Here is a 23,588-nt window from a genome sequence, read left to right as displayed (position 1 = left end):
TGTCAAGAACGAAACGAGAACAAGAACCCACCCGCCCCCTTCGACCTCATCCTGAGGAGGTCGCTTAAGCGACCGTCTCGAAGGAGGCTCCAGAGGGCGCTGGACGATCCTTCGAGACGCAGCTGCGCTGCTCCTCAGGATGAGGCCTATGGGTGGAATCAAGGGGATCTCGGAATACGTCCGGTGGGAACGGTGGGGGTGTCATTCCCGGCCGGAGCAGCACGGAGGGAAAGGAAAACCATCTGCTGCTCCACGGTGAGTGGATCCCCGTCCCGCACAGCATGCGTCGGGGATGACACTCTGCGGGGCGGGTTGAACCCGAGGCTTCTCCCCTGTTACCAGGGATTTTTACAGTCGAATGTTGGTACTGGATGCGTTTTCAGGAAACCCTGCTCGAGGGCCGTCTCATCGAGCGCTACAAGCGATTTCTGGCTGATATCGAGCTCGACACCGGCGAGGTGGTGACCGCCCACTGCGCCAATCCCGGGGCCATGATGGGCCTGAAGGAGCCCGGCAGCCGGGTCTTTCTCTCACGGGCGTCGAACCCCAACCGAAAGCTCAAGTACAACTGGGAATTCGTGGAGGTCGCAGCCGGCGGCGGTCCGCTCCAGCTCATCGGGATCAACACGTCACGGCCCAACCTGCTGGTGGCCGAGGCCCTGCGGGAGGGGCGCCTCGCGCCGTTCGCGGCTTACGACCGCGTCCGGCCCGAGGTGAAGTACGGCAAGAACAGCCGCGTGGACTTCCTGCTGGAGAAGGACGGCGAGCCGCCCTGCTACCTGGAGGTCAAGAACTGCCACCTCATGCGCGAGGCGGGCTTCGCCGAGTTCCCGGATTGCGTCGCCGCCCGCAGCGCCAAGCATCTCTACGAGCTGGCCGACATGAAGGCTGAAGGCGCGAGAGCCGCCCTCGTCTACGTCATCCAGATGGATGCCGAGCGCTTCGACGTGGCCCGCGACATCGACCCGGCCTACGACAAGGCGTTCCGGCACGCCCTCGCCGCGGGGGTGGAGTCCTACGCCTATGTCTGCCGCATCACGCCCCAGGAGGTCACCATCGACCGGCCGGTGGAGATCGTGACGCCTCGGTAGGCCTCCTTAGAGGCCAGCTCACAACCACTCGACCTCATCCTGAGGAGGTCGCGCAGCGGCCATCTCGAAGGAGGTTCCAGTGTTCTCTGGAGACGCCCTCGTCCTTCGAGACAGATTGCTGGCGCAATCCCCTCAGGATAAGGGCTTAAGGTAAGGCCGATTTTGCGCCGGATTTTCAGGAGCGCTCGAAAACCAGGTTCATCTTGGTTTCCAGAATCTGCCGGTAGCCCCTGCCCGTGAGGAGCCCGATCACATCGGCCTGCCAGCGTTCCGGCACATTCGCCACGATGAACACGGACGGATAGAGCGAGGCCGGCGCATCCCGGAAAAACGGTCCCAGGACAAGGTCCTCGGCGCCCTCCACATCGAGCTTGATCGCGTCGATGCGGGTCAGCCCTTCCCGATTCAGAAGATCGAGCAGGGTCACGGCGGGGACGCGGATCGCGTCCGTCTGGCTCGAGTTCACGATCTTGAGACTGGCCTCGCCCCGGTTGTGAGGGTCGAGGAACAGGGTGAGTTCGCCCGTCTTGTCGGCAATGGCGCAGTCGACCGCCTTGATCGTCCCGAACGGGTTTTGGCGAATGTTGTAGATCAGCCGGTCGAAAATCTCCGGCTGAGGCTCGACGGCCAGGATCCTGGTCGCGACGGCGGGGCCGGCCTCCCGGGCGAGGTACAGGGCGTACCAGCCGACATTCGAGCCCACATCGATGAAGGTGAAGCCCTCCTGGATCCGAGAGGCCAGGATCTTGAGCTCATCGGCATCGAAATATTGCGGCGTGAAGAGAAGCCGGCGCTCGCAGACGTTCTTGTAGGGGTAAAGACGCATCCGCACGCCGAAGGTTTCGAGATCGAGCGGCGGGCCCTTGAGCATCTTCATAGCCAGGTGGCGCATCATCAGGGCCAGCCTCCGGCCCGCCCAGCCCTCGGGCAACCCGCGCGTGCGGTCGATCACCCAGCGGGTGAGACCTGAAGGCGCAAAGTCCCCAAAGGGGCGGGTGTCATTCATAACCGAGGAATCCAAAGCCGCGAACCGGATGAACAGGGTTGCTCATGACACCCTCGTGCGCCAATCGCAAGCGGGGCATGTGGACATTAGAGCATCGTGCGGAAAAGTGGCTCCCGGTTTTTCGCGCCCAACGATGCTCTCATTGATAAAGAAAGCATCGGATGGATCCCAAAAGTGCAAATCCGATTTTGGGTCCGATGCTTTAGCTTGCGTCGCGGGCGGCGATCCTTACATTCCGGGCAAGAGTTCAAGGATTGAGAATGACCGAGACCGATGTTGTGGAGCGCAAGCGCGCCGCCGAGATCCCGCTGCACGGCCCTGCGGACTTCGAAGGGATGCGCCGTGCCGGGCGCATGGTGGCCGAGTGCCTGGACATGCTCTCGGAGCACGTGAAGCCCGGAGTCACGACCGAGTTTCTGGACAAGCTCGCCTTCGACTTCATCCGCCAGCATGGCGCCTATCCGGCCTGTCTGAACTACCGCGGCTACACCAAGACGATCTGCACCTCGATCAATCACGTGGTCTGCCACGGCATCCCCAACGACAAGCCCCTGCGCGACGGCGACATCATGAATGTCGACGTGACCCTGATCCTCGACGGGTGGCACGGCGATTCGAGCCGCATGTACTATGTGGGCGAGGTGCCGCGCCGGGCCCAGCGGCTCTGCGAGATCACGTATGAATGCCTCCTGCGCGGCATCGCAGCCGTGAAGCCGGGCGCGACCACCAACGACATCGGCGCGGCGATCCAGTCCTACGCGGAAGCCGAGCGCTGCTCCGTGGTGCGGGACTTCTGCGGCCACGGCATCGGCAAAGTCTTCCACGACTCGCCGACGATCCTCCATTATGTGGAGCCGGCCTACAACGTGGAGCTGAAGCCCGGCATGTTCTTCACCATCGAGCCCATGATCAATCTCGGGCGGCCCCAGGTGAAGGTCCTGGCCGACGGATGGACCGCCGTGACCCGCGACCGCTCTCTCTCGGCCCAGTTCGAGCACATGGTGGGTGTGACGGAGACCGCCGCAGAGGTCTTCACCTATTCGCCGAAGGGGCTGGACAAGCCTTCTTGAGACAAGCTCGGCACTAGCCTGCCGCATCGCTTCTGGCCTACAAGGTAACAATGGTGCTTCGGATCTTTCGGCTGAGCACACCGAGGCAGGAAGCTACGGGCGGGCATGAGCGACGACCTTCCCCATTATCACGGCCATCGCGACCGGCTGCGTGCCCGCTTCATGGAGGTGGGCGGCGATGCCGTGCCGGATTACGAGCTTCTGGAGCTCGTGCTCTTCCGTTCCATCCCGCGCCGGGACGTGAAGCCCATCGCCAAGGAACTCTTGAAGCGTTTCGGCACCTTCGCCGAGGTGCTCGCCGCCACGCCTGCCCGGCTTATGGAGGTGGACGGGATCGGCGAGAGCGTGGTCACGGACCTGAAGATCGTAGAGGCTTCCGCCCGGCGCCTCGCCAAGGGCGAGGTGGCCAAGCGCCCCGTCCTGTCCTCCTGGACCTCGGTCATCGATTATTGCCGCACCGCCATGGCGTTCATGGACAAGGAGCAATTCCGCCTGCTCTTCCTCGACAAGCGCAACGCGCTCATCGCCGACGAGGTGCAGCAATCGGGCACAATCGACCACACGCCGGTCTATCCGCGCGAGGTGGTCAAGCGGGCGCTGGAGCTCTCCGCCTCGGCCCTGATCCTGGTCCACAACCACCCTTCCGGCGACCCCACGCCGTCCTCCGCCGACATCAAGATGACCCGCGAGATCATCGATGTGGCGAAACCCTTGGGGATCACCGTCCACGACCACATCATCGTCGGCCGCGAGGGTCATGCCAGCCTCAAGGGCCTGCGCCTGATCTGAGCTTGACGGCAGAACCAACCCCTCCCGACGGCGTTACACCCCCACGAGTAACGATCATTGGGAGATAATGATGAAAATGCTGCTCACCGCCGGCCTGCTCGGCTCCACCCTCCTGGCCTCGGCCGCCATGGCTCAGACCACCCCGGCCCAGCCCTCCTCCAACGCCACGGCCCCGGCCGGTGTGAACTTCATCACGCGCCTCGAGGCCGGCCAGATGCTCGCCTCCAAGATCATGGATGAGGACGTGGTGGGTGCCGACAACAAGGATATCGGCGATGTCGAGGATCTGGTGCTCGACCGCAGCGGCAAGGTTGTGGCCGTGGTGATCGAGGTCGATAAAGGCCTGGGCGACCGCACCGTCGCCCTGCCCCTGAGCGCCGTCCAGATGAATGCCGCAGACGCTGCGACCACCGGCTCCGTCCAGGGCTCCGGATCCACCACGACCCGCAACAGCGACGACATGCGGATCATGGTGAACATGCCTGTGGATCAGCTCAAGTCGGCTCCCGAGTTCGACGAAGATGACGACTAACTCTATCTAAAACCTGCGGCTGGCCGATCCGGTCAGCCGCAGGCCCCTTCAGATCAGCGTGTCGATGCCGGTAAAGATCGCGTAGACGAAGCCGAGGCTCAAGGTCAGGCCGATGGAGCCGATCAGGAGCCCTCCCACCACGACGAAACCGTCCCGCTCGACAAGCCCGAGTCCGACGAGGCACACCGCCAGACCCAGCGGGATCTGCCCCACGAAGGGCGGCGCGAAGAGAAGACCCAGCGACAAAATCAGGATGACCGCGCCCATGAGACGCATGGCGAGCGGCGTGTCCAGGAAGGTCATGCGGGGCCGGGAAATGCGCTCGAGCCGGCGAAACACCGGAACGGCCCGGCCCACGGCCCGCTCGACGTCCGTTCGGGCCATGGAACGATTCATGAGCTGGCGCGGAAGCCAAGGCGCCTCGCGCCCGAAAACGATCTGAACGGCGACGAGCGCCAGCAGCAGGCCACAGACCAGAGGGATCGGCGGCGGCATGGGAAGGCAGTTGGGCAGCCCCAGCAGAACGATCAGGAGCGCGAAGGCCCGGTCCTGAAGAACCGCCATGATCTCGCGCACGGTGAGGCGCTCGCCCGGCTGGGACGCGAGGGCGAGCAGGATCTGGGAAGTGCGCGCGTTGGAAAACAAGGAGCCCTGGCAGGTTCGGGGATGCTCAGGGCGCCTCTGTACCTGACTTAACGTTCGGGGCCAAGGCGTATCAATGAATGTTGATCTCCCCCTGAATCGCCCTGAACTCGGCGGGGCGGATCAGCTGCGCATGGGTAACGGTGACCGAGTGCAGGGGTCCTGCGAGTTCCCGCTTCCAGAAGTCGAGAAAGTCGATGAGAACGGGAAACCGTGGCGCCAGATCATATTCCTGCCAGACATAGGTCTGCAGAAAGGACGGGTGATCCGGCATGCGATACAGGATCTTGGCGGTCGTCAGCCCGTAGCCTTCCATCTGGCGGATGAAATCTTTTGAGACCATGCGAATTCCTTCTCAAGCCCGAACGAGCCTTGCGACAGGAATCCACCTGGAAAGCGCAGGCGGTCTCCTGCCCTATGCTCAAGGCTAAATCTTGAGTGGGTTTTCAGGTTCCCGCAAGCGCATGGGGCCCAAAAGTGGAGGGCACTTTTGAGATCCACCCGATGCTCATTTTCCAAGCGCATCGTTGATGCGGAAAACCGGAACCACTTTTCCGCACGATGCGCATATGGGCTTGCACATCCACGCGATCTTGCATTGAGTGCTCGGATCAAGGTCCCAGTGGAAGCATCGTGAAAGGAGATCACCGGGAATGCGCTTCGCCTTCGCGGGAATCGATTTTCTGGGAGATGTTTTCGAGACGTTTCTCGCCAGGGGCTGGGAGCCCGTGAAGCTGTTCAGCCGCCCCTGCGACAGCATCTACGACTTCAACGACGTGACCTTGTCCCGGGCCCGCTCGATGCGTTTGCCGGTGCAGATGTCGCGCATTCTCCCGGCCGATCTCGCCGGCCTGAAAGCCATGGGCTGCGAGGCGCTGGTGGTTGCGGGCTATCCGTGGCTGATCACCGGTTGGGAACGGCACCTCCCGTATGCGGTCAACTTCCACCCCTCGCCCCTGCCCCTGGGACGGGGGCCCTACCCGCTTTTTCAGGCCATCCTCGACGGCTTGTCCGAATGGGGAATGACGGCCCACATCCTCGAGCCGGCCTTCGATACCGGCGCCATCGTGGCTCAGAAGCGTTTTGCACTGAGCCATGCGGAATCCCACGATACCCTGCTGTCCAAATGCCAGATAGCCGCCAAGGAACTTGCTGCGGAGATCGCTTCAGACCTGCCCCGTCTCTGGGATGAGGCAAGGCCCCAGGGGCCGGGCACCTACTGGCCCAGGGTCACGCAGGCGCAGAGAACCGTAAACTGGAACGGTGGCGTGCGGGACGTGCTGCGCACCATCCGCGCCTTCGGCTCCATCGAAGCCTTCGCCCAGATCGAGTCGCGCTATGTCTATGTCTGGGAGGCCTCAGGCTGGGAGGAGCCGCACCGCTACAGGCCCGGCACCCTCGTCCATCGTCATCGCAAGCACATGGTGGTCGCCACCCGTGACGGTTTCGTGCAGATCAGCGGATGGAGCCCCTACGCGCCGGGTCCCGCGAGACGAGGATAGGCAGCCAAACCTCTAGCGCCTGCGTTTGATCATCTTCCAGGCCTGCCGGAGGATGAAAAGATTGCGAATGAGCCTCAGCATCGGATCACCTTTGTAAAACCACGTGCTGGTCAAAGGCCTTTTCCGATGGATGGTTCCAATCCGCTCACACGCTCATCGCGCCTTCTAGGCAAGCGGAGCATCCACCGTGCACAGGACACCGCCAGGGTGGAATGTGATCTGGACGTCACCATTGAGCTCGCGCGCGAGACTGCGTTCGATCAGACGGGAGCCGAAGCCCTGGCGTGTCGGGGTCCGCACCGGCGGGCCGCCGCTCTCCTGCCAGCGAAGATGCAGACGGCTTGCATGTTCCGCCCGCGTGACGTCCCAGACGATATCGACCCGTCCTGTCGCATTCGACAGGGCGCCATGCTTCACGGCATTCGTGGTCAGCTCCTGAAGCGCCATCGACAACGCCAATGCGATGCGGGGCAGCAACCGAACCTCAGGTCCCGTCGCCGTGAGACGGTCCTCCCCGAACGATCGATACGGCGCGAGAGCCTCAGCGACGACATCCTTGAGTTCCGCCCCCTCCCAGTTCTCCGTTGTGAGAACGTCGTGAGCGCGCGCCAAGGCCATCAGGCGCCCTTCGAAGGCCTCCTTGGCCTCTTGCATCGTCGGGGCATTGCGCAGGGTCTGAGCGGCAATGGACTGCACTGTCGCCAGGGTATTCTTCACCCGGTGGTTCAGCTCGTTGATCAGAAGCGTACGCTGCTCCTCAGCCCTCCTGCGCTCGGTAATGTCGCGCTGGATGCCCCAGAGCCGCTTCAGCCGATTGTTCTCGATGACCGGAATGATGCTGTTGTCGAAGTATTTGGGGTTGCCGTCAGCATCCTGCTCGACGGATTCGACCCCGGTGACGCTGTAGCCGGAGCTGACGATGCCGGCCAGATAGGCTCTGGCCTCAGGGTCGGATGAAGGCATCGGGAAGTCGAGGGTCTTGCCGATGAGATCATCGGCCCGCGCAAGCCCATACATGCGCGCCATGGCATCATTGCAGTCCACGAAGCGACCGTTGCGATAGGCCAGTTCGACCTGCTCGTCTACGGGCAGGCTCGCGTCGAGCGGAGGGGAGAATTCCAGGAGCCATATGCCCTCGGAACTGTGAGTGATGAACGAGCGGTAGCGCTCCTCGCTTTCACGCAGAGCCACCTGCGTATCCTTCTCGGCGGTAATGTCCCATTGAGCCCCGAGGGAGCGGATGAAACGTCCGTCCGTGTCCCGCATCAGCTTGGTACGCGCCGTGATCCATCGCATCTGACCGGTATCGGCGCGGATGATCCGGAAATCGTATTCGAGCTGGTGGCGAGTGGGATCGGCGACCGCCCTGCGCGTTTCGGCTTCGATCCATTCCCGATCTTCGGGATGGATCAGGCTGACCCATTCCTCATACGAGAAGGCGCCGGAGCAGTTGCCCGGCAGCCCATACAGCTCCAGGTACTCCGGCGAGGCGACCGCTCTGCCGGTCTCGCGGTCGAAGTCGAAGCTGCCAATCCGCGCCGCATCCTGTACCTGCCTGAGGCGCTCCTCCGTGGGAGCGTGGTCGCCCGCCTCTTCCCCGACGCAGTAAAGCCCGGCCACCTTGCCTGTATCATCCCTGATGGGCGTCCAGGAGAAGGTGAACCCGCCAATCATCCAGCCCAACCGCTTGCCCGATGGATCAGAATGCGAGGCGGCTTTCTCTGCATCACCTGACAAAGCCGATTCAATGATGGTTCGATGCCACGTCTCTGGCCAACATTCGCCGAAAGGCCTGCCGAGCGCTGCCGGATGCGTTGGACCGAGGATTGCCCCGAAGCTGTCGTTGTAGAGCAGCGTAAGATCGGTTCCCCAGACGACAAAGACCGGTTGCCGGGCACCGAGCATCAGTTCGGCAACGGTGCGAAGGCTCTGGGGCCAGGACGGCAGAGAACCGAGCGGGGTGGCCGCCCAATCGTGAGCCCGGATACGCCGCTCCATCTCGCCCCCGCCCTGCAGCCAAGAACAAGCTATTGGCGCGGTGGCCTCCGCCGGTTTGGGAAGAGAGGACGAAGCCCCTTCGAGCAGGCCATCGCTCATGAGCGGCCTATACGACACGCTGATGTGCGGGATCGTTCGACCATGCCAGGATCAGATCGGCTCCAGTTGCTCGGCATGTCTTGCTCGTGGCCCGCGAGTCGAGGTTGCAATGTGACAGAACTACATAAGCCCCAGAGACTTGGCTTCAAGGGATTGGGCAGGGCTGCATCGATCTGAGGAAATACCCCAATGAAGCCGCTTCCGTCCATGATCCCTTGTCGGATGAGCACCTGCTCGCAGGATCTCGCTGTTGCGGAACAAAGTTTCCGTAAAGGCATTGCCCCTCAGCGAAGGCCACGTGCCCCCAGGTCTTCGAGACCCTCAAAGCCCTTCGCGACCTCGCGAGGGGCTTTTTTCGTTCTGGCTGCCGAAAACTCGCCTCCAGGTTGAACCTTCTACACCTCTTCGGAGTTAATCCTTTGGAGGTACTGTTCACCTACAGCCCTTCATAACTGAGGGCCGCCCTGCTTAATCCCGGCAGGCTGGCCCTCTCTTTTGTTGCGGGCTCTTTCCCTGAAATTTTCCGCGAAGCTGAAACCGCACCGTGATCCATTCATTGAGTTCACGAAGGCTCATCTGAGCCTTCAGGACCGGGAGGCCTCCTCATTTGCTGGCAACGGCGGGTGGGGAGGCCTTTCCGTCTGTCCCCTTAGGCTCACAATTCGTGATAGTGCCGCCCGTGATAGATGAGAGGCGGCCTCTGTTCGCCCAATCGGATGCCGATGATCTCGCCGATGATCACGTGGTGGGTGGCGACCACCCGGGCGTCGCTGATCCGGCAGTCGAAGGAAACAAGGCTCGTCGTCAGGCCGGGCGCCCCGGTCTCCAGAATGTCCCAGGCGCCTCTGCTGAAGCGTTCCGCCCCCTGCAGGCCGGCCCGCCCGGCGAAGATATCCGCCAGCTCCGCATCGGCCGCCGCGAGGGTATTCACGCAGAAGACCCGGTTCGACAGCAGAGCCTGAGCCGATCGGGAACCTGTGTTCACGCAGACCAGGAGCGAGGCCGGGCTGTCGGTCACGGGCGTCACGGCCGTGGCCGTGAAGCCCCCACGGCCGGCGGCACCATCTGTCGTGACCACATGGACGGCACCGGCGACCCGGCTCATGCCCTCCCGAAAGAGCAGGGCGTCCGAGCCGGGGGTGGAATGCGGAGAGGCTTGTGTCTTCAACATCATAATCCAAGCAAGCCTCTTCCACTCTTTTGGGCTGAGCACAAGGCCGTCAAAGCCATATGGTTCCTCGGTCCCCGCAAGGGAAGGCGGCCGCCATTCGGCCCACGTGCCGCACATTCCATCAGCCTTTGGCACAATTTCCATCAATTGGGCTGATAGGAATCGTAACAGTACGTTGTCGAATGAAAATCGTTTTGCTAGAGACACCCGCACCTTACGTCAGGCTTGGCGATGATCACACATCGTGCTTTCCTGCGTTGTTCCCAAAAAATGACCCCGTTCCAGAGGGGCAAGGGTAGGACATGGAAATTTTTGTGCAGCAGCTCATCAATGGGCTGACTCTGGGGTCGATCTACGGCCTCATCGCCATCGGCTACACGATGGTCTTCGGCATCATCGGCATGGTGAACTTCGCCCACGGCGACGTCTTCATGCTCTCCGCTTTCATCTCGCTCATCTTCTTCCTGATCCTGACCGCTTGGCTCGGGATCTCGTCCGTCGCACTGGCGCTGCTCATCGTGCTCGTCGTCGCGATGGCGCTCACCTCCCTGTGGGGCTGGGCCATCGAGCGGATCGCCTACCGGCCCCTGCGCGGCTCCTTCCGCCTCGCGCCCCTGATCTCTGCCATCGGCGTTTCGATCTTCCTGTCCAACTTCGTTCAGGTCGCTCAGGGAGCGCGCAACAAGCCGACCCCGCCGATGGTCCAGGACGTGATCGTGCTGTTCCAGGGCGAAAGCGGCTACAACGTCGCCCTCTCCTACAAGCAGATCATCATCATGGCGGTGACCGCCGTGCTGCTGACGATCTTCTGGTATCTCGTCCAGAAGACCTCCCTCGGACGTGCCCAGCGTGCCTGCGAGCAGGACCGCAAGATGGCGGCACTGCTCGGCATCAACGTGGACCGGACGATCTCGCTGACCTTCGTCATCGGCGCGGCCCTCGCGTCGGTCGCCGGCACCATGTACCTGCTGTATTATGGCGTCGTGAGCTTCAACGACGGCTTCGTGCCCGGCGTGAAGGCCTTCACGGCGGCGGTTCTGGGTGGCATCGGCTCGCTTCCCGGCGCCGTGCTGGGCGGGCTGATCATCGGCCTCATCGAGACCTTCTGGTCGGCCTATTTCTCGATCGAGTACAAGGATGTGGCTGCGTTCTCGATCCTCGCCATCGTTCTGATCTTCATGCCCTCCGGCATTCTCGGACGGCCTGAGGTCGAGAAGGTTTAAGGAGCCCGCACATGAATGCTCCTTCCATCACCAGCACGGCCCAGACCGAGGCCGTGACGCGCAACTTCGACTTCGGCGCAGCCTTGAAGGACTCCTTCAAGAGCGCCCTGATCACTCTGGGACTCTCGATCCCGATCCTGGCCTACAAGACGGACCAGAGCGGCGCCGATCTCTTCCTCACGCCCCGCTGGGGTCTGGTGGCGATCGTGGTTGCCATCGTGTTCGGGCTTCGCCTGGCGCTGCACGCGTTCACGGCCTCGCGGGCCTATCGCCAGGCGACGCCGAGCGCACATCAGGCCACCGAGGCGGTTCACGCGGAGCCGAGCGCCTTCCAGAAGGTGTCCCGTTTCGGCGTGCCCTTCTTCCTCGGCGTGGCGCTGACCTTTCCGCTCCTGATCTACCTGATCCAGGGCGGATTGAACGAGTCGCGCTATTGGGTCGATCTGGGCATCCTGATCCTCACCTACGTGATGCTCGGCTGGGGCCTGAACATCGTGGTCGGCCTCGCCGGCCTGCTCGATCTGGGCTACGTGGCCTTCTATGCCGTCGGCGCCTATTCCTACGCCCTGCTCTCCACCACCTTCGGCCTGTCTTTCTGGATCTGCCTGCCGCTCGCCGGCATCCTGGCGGCCTTCTGGGGCATGATCCTGGGCTTCCCGGTGCTGCGCCTGCGCGGCGACTATCTCGCCATCGTGACCCTGGCCTTCGGTGAGATCATCCGCCTCGTGCTCATCAACTGGGTGGATTTGACCAATGGCGGCGCCGGCATCTCGTCGATCCCGCGTGCGACCTTCTTCGGCCTGCCCTTCACAGCGGGCGAAGGCGGTTTTGCTCAGACCTTCGGGCTCGAGTTCAACGGCATGCACCGGATGATCTTCCTCTACTACCTCATCCTGGTGCTGGCGCTGATCACCAACTTCGTGACCATGCGGCTGCGCAAGCTTCCCGTGGGTCGCGCCTGGGAAGCCCTGCGCGAGGACGAGATCGCCTGCCGGTCGCTCGGCATCAACACCACCAACACCAAGCTGACGGCCTTCTCCATCGGGGCCATGTTCGGCGGCTTTGCGGGATCGTTCTTCGCGGTCCGCCAGGGCTTCGTCTCACCGGAAAGCTTCAACTTCCTGGAATCGGCGATCATCCTGGCCATCGTGGTGCTCGGCGGCATGGGCTCGCAGATCGGCGTGGCGATCGCCGCCATCGTGCTGGTCGGCGGCCCCGAGATCCTGCGCAACCTGACCTTCCTCCAGTCCATCTTCGGTGCGGGCTTCGACCCGAACGAATACCGCCTGCTGCTCTTCGGTGCCGGCATGGTGGCCATGATGGTCTGGCGTCCGCGCGGCCTGATTTCGGAACGTGAACCCTCGGTGATCTTGAAAGAGCGCAAGGCCATTTCCGGCTCGCTCGTGAAGGAAGGACACGGCTAATGCGCTGGCTGCAGGATCCCATCCTCGACGTACAGCATCTCACGATGCGCTTCGGCGGTCTCGTGGCCGTCAACGACCTCTCCTTCCAGGCCGGGCGCGGCGACATCACGGCGCTCATCGGTCCGAACGGTGCCGGCAAGACCACGGTCTTCAACTGTCTCACCGGCTTCTACAAGCCGACGGAGGGCATGATCGCCATGCGCAAGCCCGACGGCTCGCACCTCCTGCTGGAGCGGCTGCCGGGCTTCGACATCAACTGGAAGGGCAAGGTCGCCCGAACCTTCCAGAACATCCGTCTGTTCTCCGGCATGACCCTGCTCGAGAACCTGCTGGTGGCTCAGCACAACCCGCTGATGATCGCCTCGGGATTCACCTTCCTCGGCGTTCTTGGGCTGGGCGGCTACCGCAAGGCCGAGAAGGAGGCCATCGAGAAGGCCAAGTTCTGGCTGGAGAAGACCCGGCTCATCCATCGCGCCGACGAACCGGCCGGCGACCTCCCCTACGGCGATCAGCGCCGCCTGGAGATCGCCCGCGCCATGTGCACCGACCCTCTCCTGCTCTGCCTCGACGAGCCGGCGGCCGGTCTCAACCCGCGCGAGTCGCTGGAGCTCAACGAGCTGCTCCTGTCGATCCGTAAGGACCATGGCACCTCGATCCTGCTGATCGAGCACGACATGTCGGTGGTGATGCAGATCTCGGACCACGTGGTGGTGCTCGATTACGGCACCAAGATCTCGGATGGCGCACCCGCCGAGGTCAGGAACGATCCCAAGGTCATCGCCGCCTATCTCGGCGTGGCCGACGAGGAAATCGAGAAGGTTGAAGCGGAGATCGGCGCATGAGCACCGCTGGAGCAAGTATCGCGATGCAGAGCGCGCAAGGAGCCGCATCCCGCCAGCCGCTTCTGAGCGTGCGCGGCGTGAAGACCTATTACGGCAACATCATCGCCCTCAAGGGCGTGGACATGGATGTCAACGAGGGCGAGATCGTCACGCTGATCGGCGCCAACGGTGCCGGCAAGTCGACGCTGATGATGACGATCTTCGGCAATCCGCGGGCCCGCGAGGGAACGATCACCTATGCGGGCCAGGACATCACCAGGATGCCTACCCACGAGATCGCCCGCCTGTCGATCGCCCAATCGCCTGAAGGCCGGCGCATCTTCCCGCGCATGACCGTGTTCGAGAACCTCCAGATGGGAGCCTCGATGAACGGGCTGGCCCATTTCGACCAGGACCTTGAGCGGGTCTGCACCCTGTTTCCGCGCCTGAAGGAGCGCCTGCAGCAGCGCGGCGGCACCCTGTCGGGCGGCGAGCAGCAGATGCTGGCCATCGCCCGCGCGCTCATGAGCCGCCCCAAGCTCCTCCTCCTGGACGAGCCCTCCCTGGGCCTGGCCCCGCTGATCGTCAAGCAGATCTTCGAGATCATCAAAGAGCTCAATGAGAAGGACGGCATGACCGTCTTCCTCGTGGAGCAGAACGCCTACCACGCCCTCAAGCTGGCCCATCGCGGCTACGTGATGGTGACGGGCAACATCACCATGAGCGGCACCGGCAAGGATCTCCTCAACGATCCGCAGGTCCGAGCAGCCTATCTCGAAGGGGGGCATCACTGATGCAGGGCATCCTCTACGAAGAGCCGTCGATCTGGCTCTTCCTTCTCATCACCGTGATCATGGGCGGCTGGGCGGCCTGGATGACCGGCCGGGCCATCGCGCTCACCTGGCGCCCGTTCTGGACCCTGATCCTCTACCTGTTCATCCTGGGTGCGGCGGTGCGCTTCATCCACTTTGCCCTGTTCGGCGGAACCCTGCTGTCGATCCATTACTATGCCGTCGACACCATCGTGCTGCTGATCATCGGGGCCTTGGGATTCCAGTACCGTCGGGCCCGCATGATGACGACGCAGTACCGCTGGCTTTACGAGCGGACCGGCCCGTTTTCCTGGCGGGAAAAGGCACCTACTACCAAGGGCTAATGACGCATCGTTCGGAAAAGTGGTCCCGGTTTTCCGCACAGAACGATGCGGCGCTTTAAAAAAACGGAGCATCGGTTTGATCCCAAAGGTGGTTTCCACTTTTGGGGCCCATGCCCCGGTCCAAAAGATTCCCAGGTGACATCCGCTTAAAAACCAGCATGATGTCACCTCGGATGACGGGTCTCCCGTCAAACCGGCCCCACGAGGAAGAGGGGCCTATAAAACCACCCAGAGGAGTGACCTCATGAAAAAAATGCTGTTGACCGGCGTAGCCCTCGGTCTTGGCCTCGCCTTCTCCAGCGCAGCCAGCGCCCAGATCAAGATCGGCGTCGCTGGCCCCATCACCGGCCCGAACGCGGCTTTCGGCGCCCAGCTGAAGAACGGCGTCGAGCAGGCGGTCGAAGACATCAACGCAGCTGGCGGCATCAACGGCCAGAAGCTGCAGATCGTCGTCGGCGATGACGTCTCCGACCCCAAGCAGGGCGTGTCGGTGGCGAACAAGTTCGCCGCTGAAGGCGTGAAGTTCGTCGTCGGCCACTTCAACTCCGGCGTCTCCATCCCGGCCTCGCAGGTCTACGAGGAAGCCGGTATCGTGCAGGTCACCCCGGCTTCGACGAACCCGCAGTTCACCGAGCGCGGCATGTGGAACACCTTCCGCACCTGCGGTCGTGACGACCAGCAGGGCGCCGTTGCCGGCGGCTATCTCGCCGACAAGTTCAAGGGCAAGAAGGTCGCCGTCGTGCACGACAAGACCCCCTATGGAAAGGGCCTTGCCGACGAGACCCAGAAGGCCATGAATGCCAAGGGCCTGAAGGAAGTTGTCTATGAAGGCGTGAACCCGGGCGAGAAGGACTATTCCGCGCTCGTGTCGAAGCTGAAGCAGGCCGGCGTTGACGTCGTCTACTTCGGCGGCCTCCACACGGAAGCCGGCCTCATCATCCGCCAGATGCGCGACCAGGGCCTCCAGGCTCCGATGATGTCGGGCGACGGCATCGTGTCGGCCGAGTTCACCTCGATCGCCGGCCCTGGCGCCGAAGGCACCCTGATGACCTTCTCGCCGGATCCGCGCAAGAACCCGAACGCGAAGGACGTGGTGGCCAAGTTCAAGGCCAAGAACTACGAGCCGGAAGCCTACACCCTGTACAGCTACGCCGCCGCCCAGATCCTGGCCGAGGCTGCGAAGCAAGCTGGCGGCACCGATGGCAAGAAGGTTGCCGACATCATGAAGTCGGGCAAGCCGTTCAAGACTGTGATCGGCGACATCTCCTACGACAAGAAGGGCGACATCACCCGTCCGGACTACATCATGTACGTCTGGAAGAAGGGCGCTGACGGCAAGATCGACTACACCGGCAACGAACTCGCCATGTAATCGACCGGCCTGAAAGCCGAACGATTGGAAGCCCGCCCTGGCAACAGGGCGGGTTTTCTCATGAATCCCCCACTCCGGATGGTCCAGATCATGCCCAGCCTCACCGTCTCCCTGCTCGCAGACACCTATGCCGTCTGCCGCTTCCCGGCCGGAACGGCAGTCAGCCTGCCCGAACCGGGAGCCTTCTCGCTTCTGGTGCAGGCCGTCGAGGAAACGACGCTTGTGTGCGCTCTTGATCAAGCACCTTCCGATGCGGAAGTCGATGCGCGCTGGCGGTGCTTTCGGATCATGCAGAGCTTCGACTTCGGCGTGCCGGGGATCCTCGCGTCCATGCTCGAACCCCTGGCCAGGGGCGGCATCGGCATCTTTGCCACCTCGACCTTCAGCACCGATTACGTGCTGGTGAAGGAGCAGGATACGGATCGAGCGATCGAGGCCCTGCGGGCTGCAGGGCACCGGGTCGACGTCTGACCTTAGGCCCGCTCGATCCGCGCCGCGAAGCACCCGCGTCGGGCGAAATGGGCATCCACATGCGCCACCTCCGGGTTGGCGAGGAAGCGCTCGATCAGGCTCACCACCTCCCCGCCCTCGCCCACCTCGGCATCGACGATGAAGGCGTTGGCATCATAGGCGCGCAGGGACAGCAGCCGGTCCCGCATCATCGGCGGAAGTTCGCCCCGGTAGCTCCCGGTTCTGGCCGAGCGGCTGACGAAGATCGGTCCGGCCGAGCGGTATGGCGAGCCCGGATTTGTCTGATGGGCATGGTTGAGCAGCAGAAGCTCCTCACCTTCCTCGACGCGCTTCAGCGCAATCCGGCAGGGATACATGTCGGAGGCATCGGCAACGACTCGCTTGGCCCCGAGAGCCTTGAGAGCGGCCTCATCGAACTGGAACAACTCTGCGAAGGGTTCGGCATCGAGGCCGCGGATCTGGAACGTCATGGGTGATCTCCTCTTAGAGACCGCCACCATGCCAATGCAGTCCTGGGTCAGCGACCCGATTCCTGTGCAACCTTATCCGAGACGCCCAAGCGCCGGGAACGTCTCCAGGAGCCAGAACGACATGTTGGTGATCCAGCCGGTGAGGAACGCAATGCCGGTCAGGACCAGGAGGACCCCCATGGTCTTCTCGATCAGCACGAAGCGGGAGCGTACCCGCTTGAGAAGAGCCACGAAGGGCTTCATGGCGAAGGCCGCAAGCAGGAAGGGGATGCCGAGGCCCGCCGAATAAGCCGCCAGCAGCAGAGCTCCTTGAGACACGCTGTCCTCCGAGCCCGCCACGGTGAGGATCGCCGCCAGCACGGGACCGATGCAGGGGGTCCAGCCGAAGGCGAAGGCCAATCCCATGAGATAGGCGCCCCAGAGCCCGACAGGCCTGTTCACGCTGAAGCGCGCCTCGCGGTAGAACAGGCCGATGCGGAAAACCCCGAGGAAATGCAGCCCCATGACGATGATCGCGATGCCCGCCACGGTGCTCAGGACATCAAGATACTGCCGGATCACCTGACCGAGCGCCGAGGCGGTAGCGCCAAGCAGCACGAACACGGTTGAGAAGCCCGCCACGAACAGGAGCGCCGCCAGTACCGCCCTCCTGCGGACCGCGCGGTCGTCGCCCGCGCTCAGCTGGTCGAACGTGGTGCCGGCGAGAAACGACAGATAAGGCGGCACCAGCGGCAGCACGCAGGGGCTCAAGAAGCTGATGAGGCCGCCGAGGGCCGCGGCCGGGAAGGAAACGCTGAGCATGGAAGGCTTCTATCCCGTTGGCTCTTTCTTAGAAAGCCGGTGAAACGCCTCTTCGCCAGCTTGTGAAGGGATCCGGTTTCCGGTTTGCTTGGGGCCATGACTGAAGCCCGCAATCTCATCACGGACGTGGCAGGCCTTCGCATCGGCAATGCCCATGACGCGGCCCTCGGCTCCGGCGTCACGGTGGCCTTGTTCGACGAGCCCGCCGTCGCCTCCTGCTTTGCCATGGGCGGAGCGCCCGCCACCCGCGAGACGGATCTGCTCGATCCTGAGAAGATGGTGCCCAGCATCCATGGCATCGTCCTCTCCGGCGGCTCCGCCTTCGGCCTCGATGCGGCAAGCGGTGTGCAGGCATCCCTCAAGGAGCAGGGGATCGGCTTTGCGGTTCGGGAGGCTCTCGTCCCCATCGTCTGCCAAGCCTCCAGCTTCGATCTCCTCAATGGCGGGAACAAGGAATGGGGTCGGTATCCGCCCTATCGGGAGCTTGGATTTCAGGCTGCTGAACAGGCCGGGCGCGACTTTGCTCTCGGCACCATAGGGGGCGGCTATGGGGCGACCACGGCCAACCTGAAGGGCGGGCTCGGCTCGGCCAGTACCGTCACCTCTTCCGGGCATACGGTCGGGGCGCTTGTGGTGGTGAATGCCGTGGCCTCTGCCGTCATCGGTGACGGTCCGTATTTCTGGGCCGGCGCTCTCGAGGAAGGGAACGAGTTCGGCGGGCTGGGGCTTCCCTCGCGGGTCAGTTCCGAGATGCGCTCCCTTATCTGGAAAGGCGGGCCCCAGCCGGCTACCACCATTGCCTTGGTCGCCACCGATGCAGTGCTGACGAAGGCGCAGGCCAAGCGCCTTGCCATCGCGTCTCATGCGGGTCTCGCCCGGGCCTTACGCTTCTCCCATGCCCTGTTCGACGGCGACACGATCTTCGCTGCCGCCACCGGGCGTAAACCCCTGCGGGACGAGGCGGCGGAGTTCACGGAACTCACCGCTCTTGCTGCCGATTGCCTGACCCGCGCCATCGCGCGCGGCGTCTATGAAGCCACGGCCCTACCCTATCATGGCGCGCAGCCCGCTTGGCGGGACCTGTTCGGAGAAAGCTTCGGGGATTAGGGGCCTCCTACACAAACCAAGCCGCCGTTCCGCTGGCTCAGCCGTTCGGATTTGCATGGCCCTAGTGTAGCAGCGCCGGATGTCTTGTGCTGGGACGGTATTCAGGATCATCTCCAAGCCGCCACAGGAGGCTCGCAATGCGAGCTTCCTGTCCGCTCTGGGTTCTGCCGAGCGTACGATCCAGAAGGGCCTGTACATTTTCGGTCGAGGCCAGAAGAGTCGCGGCCAACCTAGGGGATGCGGCTGCGACGATCCTTGCCCAGCGCTGAGCCTCGCCTGCATCGATGAAGAACCGGGTCCGCACCAGATCCATGAGCCTGTTTTCCGACTCGGCCGGCCGGATCATGAGGAGTGTAGTCTCACAGCCGAAAAGATCCTGAGCGGCCCCTCGCATCGGGATCAGATAGGCAACGGCTGGTCCATGGTCCTCCGTAGCCCGAATCGGAATGGGGCCGCGCAACTGGTCGAGGAGACCAGCGGTGATCCGCTCGAGGCTCTCGCACAAGATGCGCTGAGCATCCTCATCCGCGAAGATGACCCGATTACCGACTCCTACGCTGACTTGCGACAGTCGGGACTCCATGGCTGCATTGCAGGCCAGCAGGCGGCCATTCCGGGTAAGCACCGCAGCGGGAACATCCATGAACTGCAAAGCAGAAACCGTCGAGCGAGCCTGCCGCGTTCCGAGTTTTGTGAACAGAAACGATGCGCGCGCGAGATGAGATCGGAGGAGATTAAGGTTAGCTCTGGTTTCCTGCTCCAACGGACCCCGATGGTAGGGCCGCTCGAAGCGCATGCAGATGAGGCTGCCACCAGGAGCCCGCATAATGGCACCCGCGGACCAACCTCCGCCACGGATACGGTGGAAGTCCCGATACATGGGGATTGTATCAACTTCGCCAGGATCGAAGATGTCAGTCTCATCGAAAAACTGGAGGCGTTTACGCTGGAGACCACGCTCGAACCACGTGTTCCTCAAATGCCAACCATCGGCATACCATTCAGACAGAATCGGTTGATAATAGTCAGTGGCTACCCAGGATCGTTCACCTCTCGTGGTTCCGGCAGCGATGAAGCCACCTTCTGCCCCTGCAATCCTGGAGATCTGATCGAGAGCGTGTTTCCACCGCTCCGGAACAACCGCTGCCTCATAAATGTCGCTGATCAGCGACCGGTCGCCCCCTGACATCCGTGCCCCCGTAACGTTGGAGCAGATCATAAAGGGTCTGTTGTCTCATTCAAGCCCTTTCCCCTCCAAACGGATAGGACGGGATTCTTGAGATGCCATTCAGGGCAAGGGCAGAATGGATAGGTGCCTAGAACCTGTCGGCCCGGTAAGGCTTCGGGTCGACCACCGGCTGCTCGCCCGTGATCATCTCGGCAAGGAGGCGGCCTGTGACGGGGCCGAGGGTCAGGCCGTGATGGGCGTGACCGAAGCCGAACCAGAGGTTCTTATGCTTGGGCGCCGGACCGATGACCGGCATCATATCCGGCGTGCAGGGACGCATGCCCATCCACGGCTCCGGATCAACCCGCTCGCCCAATGGGAAGAACTCGCGCGCAATCGGCTCAGCGCGGCCGAGTTGCACCGGGGTTTTCGGCGCGTCACGATTGGCGAACTCGGCTCCCGTGGTGAGGCGGATGCCCTTCGACATGGGCGCCAGGAAGTAGCCGCGGTCGAAATCGAGCGTCGGCCGGTTGAGCACCGCATTGCCCTGCGGCTTGTAATGCATGTGGTAGCCGCGCTTGACCGCGAGCGGCAGGTTGTAGCCGAGCTTGGTCGTCACCACGTCGGCCCAGGCGCCGAGTGCGATGACGACGGCGCCGGCCTCCACGGGCCCCCTCTCGGTCTGGACGCGCCAGCCCGTCGGGGTTTCTTCCAGGGTCTTGGCATCCCCTGCCGCCAGTTCGCCTCCAAGGCGCTCGAACAGGCCGACATAGCCCATGGTGAGCATGTGGGGATCCGACACGGAGGCCGGATCGGTCCAGTGGATCCCGCCCTTGGTCTCCACCTTGAGGTGCGGCTCGCGCTCAGCCACGGCTCTGGTGTCGAGGGCATCGAAATTGACGCCGAAATCGCGCTTCACCTCTTCGGCGTCCGCGAACTGCTCGTCGCGGCTCTTCTCGTCGCGGAATACCTTCATCCAGCCGGTCGGGCGGATCAGATGCGTGGAGCCGGATTCTTCCGCCAGCGCCATGTGCTCGGTGACGCTGCGCTCGATCAGGGGCGCATACATCCGGGCGATCGCCTTGTGCTGGGCGGGACGCGAATGCATCCAGTACTGCCACAGGAAAGGCGCAAGCTTCGGAATCGCGGCCCAGTGGTAATGGGCATCGATGGTGTTGTTCAGCGCATAGCGCAGGAGCGCGCCGAAATCGTGCGGGAAGCCGTACGGATAGACGCCCTCACGCTGGATCAGGCCGGCATTGCCGAAGGAGGTTTCCTCGCCGGGCTTGCGCTTGTCGACCAGCAGGACCGAACGACCGCGCTTCTGCAGGTGCACGGCAATGGACACGCCGACGATCCCGGCCCCGAGAACAACCACATCCTTACGCATCGAGATCCTGCCCCGTTCCACTCGTCGTCCGGCATCGGAGGACGAGGTTCATGCCTATTGATGAGGCAATCTTTACTCCCGTTCGCTCGGAGGCGTCCACGGATTTCCTGTCACAAGAGAGCCTCTCCCCAGCCAAGTGGTCTTCAATTGGTTGGGCTCGCGCCGCAATGTCCCGTTGCGGCGGAAAAAGGCTCGTGCTACCGCCGCGGCATGACACGCCCCCTCCTCATCGCCCCCTCGATCCTTGCCTCCGATTTCTCGAAGCTCGGAGAGGAAATCCGCGCCATCGACGCCGCCGGCGCGGACTGGATCCATATCGATGTGATGGACGGCCACTTCGTGCCGAACATCACCATCGGGCCCGACGTGGTGAAGGCCCTGCGCCCCCACACCCAGAAGGTCTTCGACGTGCACCTGATGATCGCGCCGGTCGATCCCTATCTCGAAGCCTTCGCCAAGGCGGGCGCGGACGTCATCAGCATCCACGCGGAAGCGGGCCCGCACCTGCACCGGTCGCTCCAGACCATCCGCAAGCTCGGCAAGAAGGCCGGCATCGTGCTCAATCCCGGCACCCACGAGGGCTCCATCGAGCCGGTGATCGACGAGGTCGACCTGATCCTCCTCATGACGGTCAATCCCGGCTTCGGCGGGCAGGCCTTCATTCCCTCCGTCTGCACCAAGCTGCGCCGGATCAAGGAGATGGTCGGCGACCGCGACATCGATATCGAGATCGACGGCGGCGTGACGGCCGAGACCGCGCCGCTCGTGGCCGAGGCCGGCGCCAACGTGCTCGTCGCCGGCTCCGCCACCTTCAAGGGCGGTCCCTCGGCCTACGCCGCCAACATGGCAGCCATCCGCGAGGCGGCGGCAAAGGCGCGTTGAGATCAGGGGCCTATCGTGCTACCGCGCGGGGCATATCCCCCGCGTGGAAGTGAACAGCCATGATCCCCCGTTACAGCCGTCCCGAGATGGTGGCCATCTGGTCGCCGGAAACCAAGTTCCGCATCTGGTTCGAGATCGAGGCCCACGCCACCACGGCGCTCGCCAATCTGGGCGTCGTGCCGAAGGAGGCGGCGGAGACGGTCTGGGACAAGGGCTCCAAGGCCACCTTCGACGTGGAGCGGATCGACGCCATCGAGCGCGAGGTCAAGCACGACGTCATCGCGTTCCTGACCCATCTCTCCGAGATCGTCGGCCCCGAAGCCCGCTTCGTCCACCAGGGCATGACCTCCTCGGACGTGCTCGACACCACGTTCAACGTGCAGCTTGCCCGCGCCACCGACATCCTGCTGCGCGACATGGACGAGCTGCTGGCCGCCATCAAGCGCCGGGCCCTCGAGCACAAGATGACGCCGACCATCGGGCGGTCGCACGGCATCCATGCGGAGCCCACCACCTTCGGCCTCAAGCTCGCGCAGGCCTATGCCGAGTTCGAACGCTGCAAGATCCGGCTCATCGAGGCCCAGCGGGAGATCTCCACCTGCGCCATCTCGGGCGCGGTCGGCACCTTTGCCAATATCGATCCTTCCGTCGAGGAATACGTGGCCGAGCAGATGGGCTTGTCAGTCGAGCCCGTGTCGACCCAGGTGATCCCCCGCGACCGGCACGCCATGTATTTCGCGACGCTCGGCGTCATCGCCTCCTCCATCGAGCGGCTGGCCACGGAAGTTCGCCACCTGCAGCGCAGCGAGGTGCTGGAGGCCGAGGAGTTCTTCTCGGCCGGCCAGAAGGGCTCGTCGGCCATGCCGCACAAGCGCAATCCGGTGCTGACCGAGAACCTGACAGGCTTGGCACGCATGGTCCGGGCCTATGCGATGCCGGCCATGGAGAACGTGGCCCTCTGGCACGAGCGGGACATCTCCCACTCGTCCGTCGAGCGCATGATCGGCCCCGACGCCACCGTGACCCTGGACTTCGCCCTGGCACGGCTCACGAACGTGATCGACAAGCTCGTGGTCTATCCGGAGAACATGCAGAAGAACCTGGACCGCCTCGGCGGCCTCGTCCACTCGCAGCGCGTGCTGCTGGCCCTGACCCAGAAGGGCGCCTCACGCGAGGACGCCTACCGGCTCGTCCAGCGCAACGCCATGCCGGTCTGGCGCGGCGAAGGCGACTTCCTCAGCCTCCTGAAGAACGACGCCGACGTGACGAAATACCTGTCGGCGGACGAGATCGAGACCTGTTTCGATCTCGGTTACCACTTCAAGCATGTGGATACGATCTTCACGCGGGTCTTCGGCGCCGGCAACGCATAGCTCCCGGCTGGACATTTTTCCTTAACGAGA

At 63.3% G+C, this 23,588-nt stretch carries 24 protein-coding genes; 15 read left to right on the top strand and 9 right to left on the bottom strand.

Features of this window, described 5'->3' with window-relative positions; translation table 11 throughout:
• Positions 1 to 371: 371 nt before the first annotated feature.
• A complete protein-coding gene (sfsA, locus tag FHR70_RS07025) occupies positions 372 to 1,091 on the top strand; it encodes a DNA/RNA nuclease SfsA (RefSeq protein WP_183448402.1) in 720 nt (239 codons plus the stop codon).
• A gap of 175 nt (positions 1,092 to 1,266) precedes the next feature.
• Here the strand turns inward: sfsA and FHR70_RS07020 are convergent, their stop codons facing one another.
• Positions 1,267 to 2,097, bottom strand: a complete 831-nt coding sequence (locus FHR70_RS07020) for an FkbM family methyltransferase (RefSeq protein WP_183448400.1) — start codon at positions 2,095 to 2,097, stop codon at positions 1,267 to 1,269.
• 260 nt (positions 2,098 to 2,357) lie between these two features.
• On the opposite strand from FHR70_RS07020, the gene map reads away from it, so the two are divergent.
• The 3 genes from map to FHR70_RS07005 all read left to right on the top strand — a co-directional run bounded on the left by map (position 2,358) and on the right by FHR70_RS07005 (position 4,488).
• Positions 2,358 to 3,167, top strand: coding sequence for a type I methionyl aminopeptidase (gene map / locus FHR70_RS07015; protein WP_183448398.1), 810 nt, complete (start codon positions 2,358 to 2,360; stop codon positions 3,165 to 3,167).
• 105 nt (positions 3,168 to 3,272) lie between these two features.
• On the top strand, positions 3,273 to 3,956 hold the full coding sequence (radC, locus tag FHR70_RS07010; protein WP_183448396.1) for a RadC family protein: 684 nt from the start codon (positions 3,273 to 3,275) through the stop codon (positions 3,954 to 3,956).
• A gap of 70 nt (positions 3,957 to 4,026) precedes the next feature.
• Complete coding sequence (locus FHR70_RS07005; protein ID WP_210277487.1) at positions 4,027 to 4,488, top strand: PRC-barrel domain-containing protein; 462 nt, start codon at positions 4,027 to 4,029, stop codon at positions 4,486 to 4,488.
• 48 nt (positions 4,489 to 4,536) lie between these two features.
• Here FHR70_RS07005 and FHR70_RS07000 read toward each other — a convergent pair whose 3' ends face one another.
• Positions 4,537 to 5,133 (bottom strand): exopolysaccharide biosynthesis protein, encoded by a 597-nt coding sequence (locus FHR70_RS07000; RefSeq protein WP_183448392.1) that lies wholly within the window; start codon positions 5,131 to 5,133, stop codon positions 4,537 to 4,539.
• A gap of 70 nt (positions 5,134 to 5,203) precedes the next feature.
• Entirely contained in the window at positions 5,204 to 5,473 is a 270-nt protein-coding gene (locus FHR70_RS06995) for an usg protein (RefSeq protein ID WP_183448390.1), read from the bottom strand.
• A 310-nt stretch (positions 5,474 to 5,783) separates the two neighbouring features.
• Here FHR70_RS06995 and FHR70_RS06990 point away from each other — a divergent pair, with 310 nt between their 5' ends.
• Entirely contained in the window at positions 5,784 to 6,632 is an 849-nt protein-coding gene (locus FHR70_RS06990; RefSeq protein ID WP_183448388.1) for a methionyl-tRNA formyltransferase, read from the top strand.
• A 165-nt stretch (positions 6,633 to 6,797) separates the two neighbouring features.
• Here the strand turns inward: FHR70_RS06990 and FHR70_RS06985 are convergent, their stop codons facing one another.
• Together FHR70_RS06985 and FHR70_RS06980 are read right to left on the bottom strand one after the other, a co-directional pair.
• Complete coding sequence (locus FHR70_RS06985; protein WP_183448386.1) at positions 6,798 to 8,630, bottom strand: PAS domain-containing sensor histidine kinase; 1,833 nt, start codon at positions 8,628 to 8,630, stop codon at positions 6,798 to 6,800.
• Between the two features lie 754 nt (positions 8,631 to 9,384).
• A complete protein-coding gene (locus FHR70_RS06980; RefSeq protein ID WP_246407812.1) occupies positions 9,385 to 9,903 on the bottom strand; it encodes a flavin reductase family protein in 519 nt (172 codons plus the stop codon).
• A gap of 299 nt (positions 9,904 to 10,202) precedes the next feature.
• On the opposite strand from FHR70_RS06980, the gene FHR70_RS06975 reads away from it, so the two are divergent.
• The 7 genes from FHR70_RS06975 (at position 10,203) to FHR70_RS06945 (ending at position 16,367) form a co-directional block, all read left to right on the top strand.
• Positions 10,203 to 11,123, top strand: coding sequence for a branched-chain amino acid ABC transporter permease (locus FHR70_RS06975; protein WP_183448384.1), 921 nt, complete (start codon positions 10,203 to 10,205; stop codon positions 11,121 to 11,123).
• Between the two features lie 11 nt (positions 11,124 to 11,134).
• Positions 11,135 to 12,547 (top strand): high-affinity branched-chain amino acid ABC transporter permease LivM, encoded by a 1,413-nt coding sequence (gene livM, locus FHR70_RS06970; protein WP_246407811.1) that lies wholly within the window; start codon positions 11,135 to 11,137, stop codon positions 12,545 to 12,547.
• Positions 12,547 to 13,389 carry an ABC transporter ATP-binding protein gene (locus tag FHR70_RS06965; RefSeq protein WP_183448382.1) on the top strand — a complete coding sequence of 281 codons (843 nt, stop codon included), beginning with the start codon at positions 12,547 to 12,549 and terminating at the stop codon, positions 13,387 to 13,389. Before livM ends, FHR70_RS06965 begins: the two co-directional genes overlap by 1 nt.
• Positions 13,386 to 14,162 carry an ABC transporter ATP-binding protein gene (locus FHR70_RS06960; protein WP_183448380.1) on the top strand — a complete coding sequence of 259 codons (777 nt, stop codon included), beginning with the start codon at positions 13,386 to 13,388 and terminating at the stop codon, positions 14,160 to 14,162. The genes FHR70_RS06965 and FHR70_RS06960 overlap by 4 nt, the downstream gene beginning before the upstream one ends.
• Positions 14,162 to 14,524 (top strand): DUF6867 family protein, encoded by a 363-nt coding sequence (locus FHR70_RS06955; RefSeq protein ID WP_183448378.1) that lies wholly within the window; start codon positions 14,162 to 14,164, stop codon positions 14,522 to 14,524. Before FHR70_RS06960 ends, FHR70_RS06955 begins: the two co-directional genes overlap by 1 nt.
• Positions 14,525 to 14,768: 244 nt before the next feature.
• Positions 14,769 to 15,896: a branched-chain amino acid ABC transporter substrate-binding protein gene (locus tag FHR70_RS06950; protein WP_183448376.1), complete on the top strand. Its 1,128-nt coding sequence runs from the start codon at positions 14,769 to 14,771 to the stop codon at positions 15,894 to 15,896.
• A gap of 90 nt (positions 15,897 to 15,986) precedes the next feature.
• The gene (locus FHR70_RS06945) at positions 15,987 to 16,367 is read left to right on the top strand and encodes an ACT domain-containing protein (RefSeq protein ID WP_183448374.1); all 381 of its coding nucleotides are present in this window, start codon (positions 15,987 to 15,989) and stop codon (positions 16,365 to 16,367) included.
• 2 nt (positions 16,368 to 16,369) lie between these two features.
• On the opposite strand, the gene FHR70_RS06940 is transcribed toward FHR70_RS06945, so the two are convergent.
• Both FHR70_RS06940 and FHR70_RS06935 read right to left on the bottom strand, forming a co-directional pair.
• Positions 16,370 to 16,837: a DUF1203 domain-containing protein gene (locus FHR70_RS06940; RefSeq protein WP_183448372.1), complete on the bottom strand. Its 468-nt coding sequence runs from the start codon at positions 16,835 to 16,837 to the stop codon at positions 16,370 to 16,372.
• A 72-nt stretch (positions 16,838 to 16,909) separates the two neighbouring features.
• Positions 16,910 to 17,638: a cytochrome c biogenesis CcdA family protein gene (locus FHR70_RS06935; RefSeq protein WP_183448371.1), complete on the bottom strand. Its 729-nt coding sequence runs from the start codon at positions 17,636 to 17,638 to the stop codon at positions 16,910 to 16,912.
• Positions 17,639 to 17,734: 96 nt separating this feature from the next.
• Here FHR70_RS06935 and FHR70_RS06930 point away from each other — a divergent pair, with 96 nt between their 5' ends.
• Positions 17,735 to 18,745, top strand: a complete 1,011-nt coding sequence (locus FHR70_RS06930; protein ID WP_183448369.1) for a P1 family peptidase — start codon at positions 17,735 to 17,737, stop codon at positions 18,743 to 18,745.
• A gap of 61 nt (positions 18,746 to 18,806) precedes the next feature.
• Here FHR70_RS06930 and FHR70_RS06925 read toward each other — a convergent pair whose 3' ends face one another.
• Together FHR70_RS06925 and FHR70_RS06920 are read right to left on the bottom strand one after the other, a co-directional pair.
• On the bottom strand, positions 18,807 to 19,388 hold the full coding sequence (locus tag FHR70_RS06925) for a hypothetical protein (protein WP_183448367.1): 582 nt from the start codon (positions 19,386 to 19,388) through the stop codon (positions 18,807 to 18,809).
• Positions 19,389 to 20,061: 673 nt separating this feature from the next.
• Positions 20,062 to 21,303, bottom strand: coding sequence for an NAD(P)/FAD-dependent oxidoreductase (locus FHR70_RS06920; protein ID WP_183448365.1), 1,242 nt, complete (start codon positions 21,301 to 21,303; stop codon positions 20,062 to 20,064).
• A gap of 210 nt (positions 21,304 to 21,513) precedes the next feature.
• Here FHR70_RS06920 and rpe point away from each other — a divergent pair, with 210 nt between their 5' ends.
• Both rpe and purB read left to right on the top strand, forming a co-directional pair.
• The gene (rpe, locus tag FHR70_RS06915; protein WP_183448363.1) at positions 21,514 to 22,185 is read left to right on the top strand and encodes a ribulose-phosphate 3-epimerase; all 672 of its coding nucleotides are present in this window, start codon (positions 21,514 to 21,516) and stop codon (positions 22,183 to 22,185) included.
• A gap of 59 nt (positions 22,186 to 22,244) precedes the next feature.
• Positions 22,245 to 23,558 (top strand): adenylosuccinate lyase, encoded by a 1,314-nt coding sequence (gene purB / locus FHR70_RS06910; protein ID WP_183448361.1) that lies wholly within the window; start codon positions 22,245 to 22,247, stop codon positions 23,556 to 23,558.
• Positions 23,559 to 23,588 lie beyond the last annotated feature (30 nt).

This window comes from Microvirga lupini, from assembly GCF_014191055.1.
Taxonomy (GTDB): Bacteria; Pseudomonadota; Alphaproteobacteria; order Rhizobiales; family Beijerinckiaceae; genus Microvirga; species Microvirga lupini_A.
This window is presented reverse-complemented; position numbering and strand designations above follow the sequence as displayed.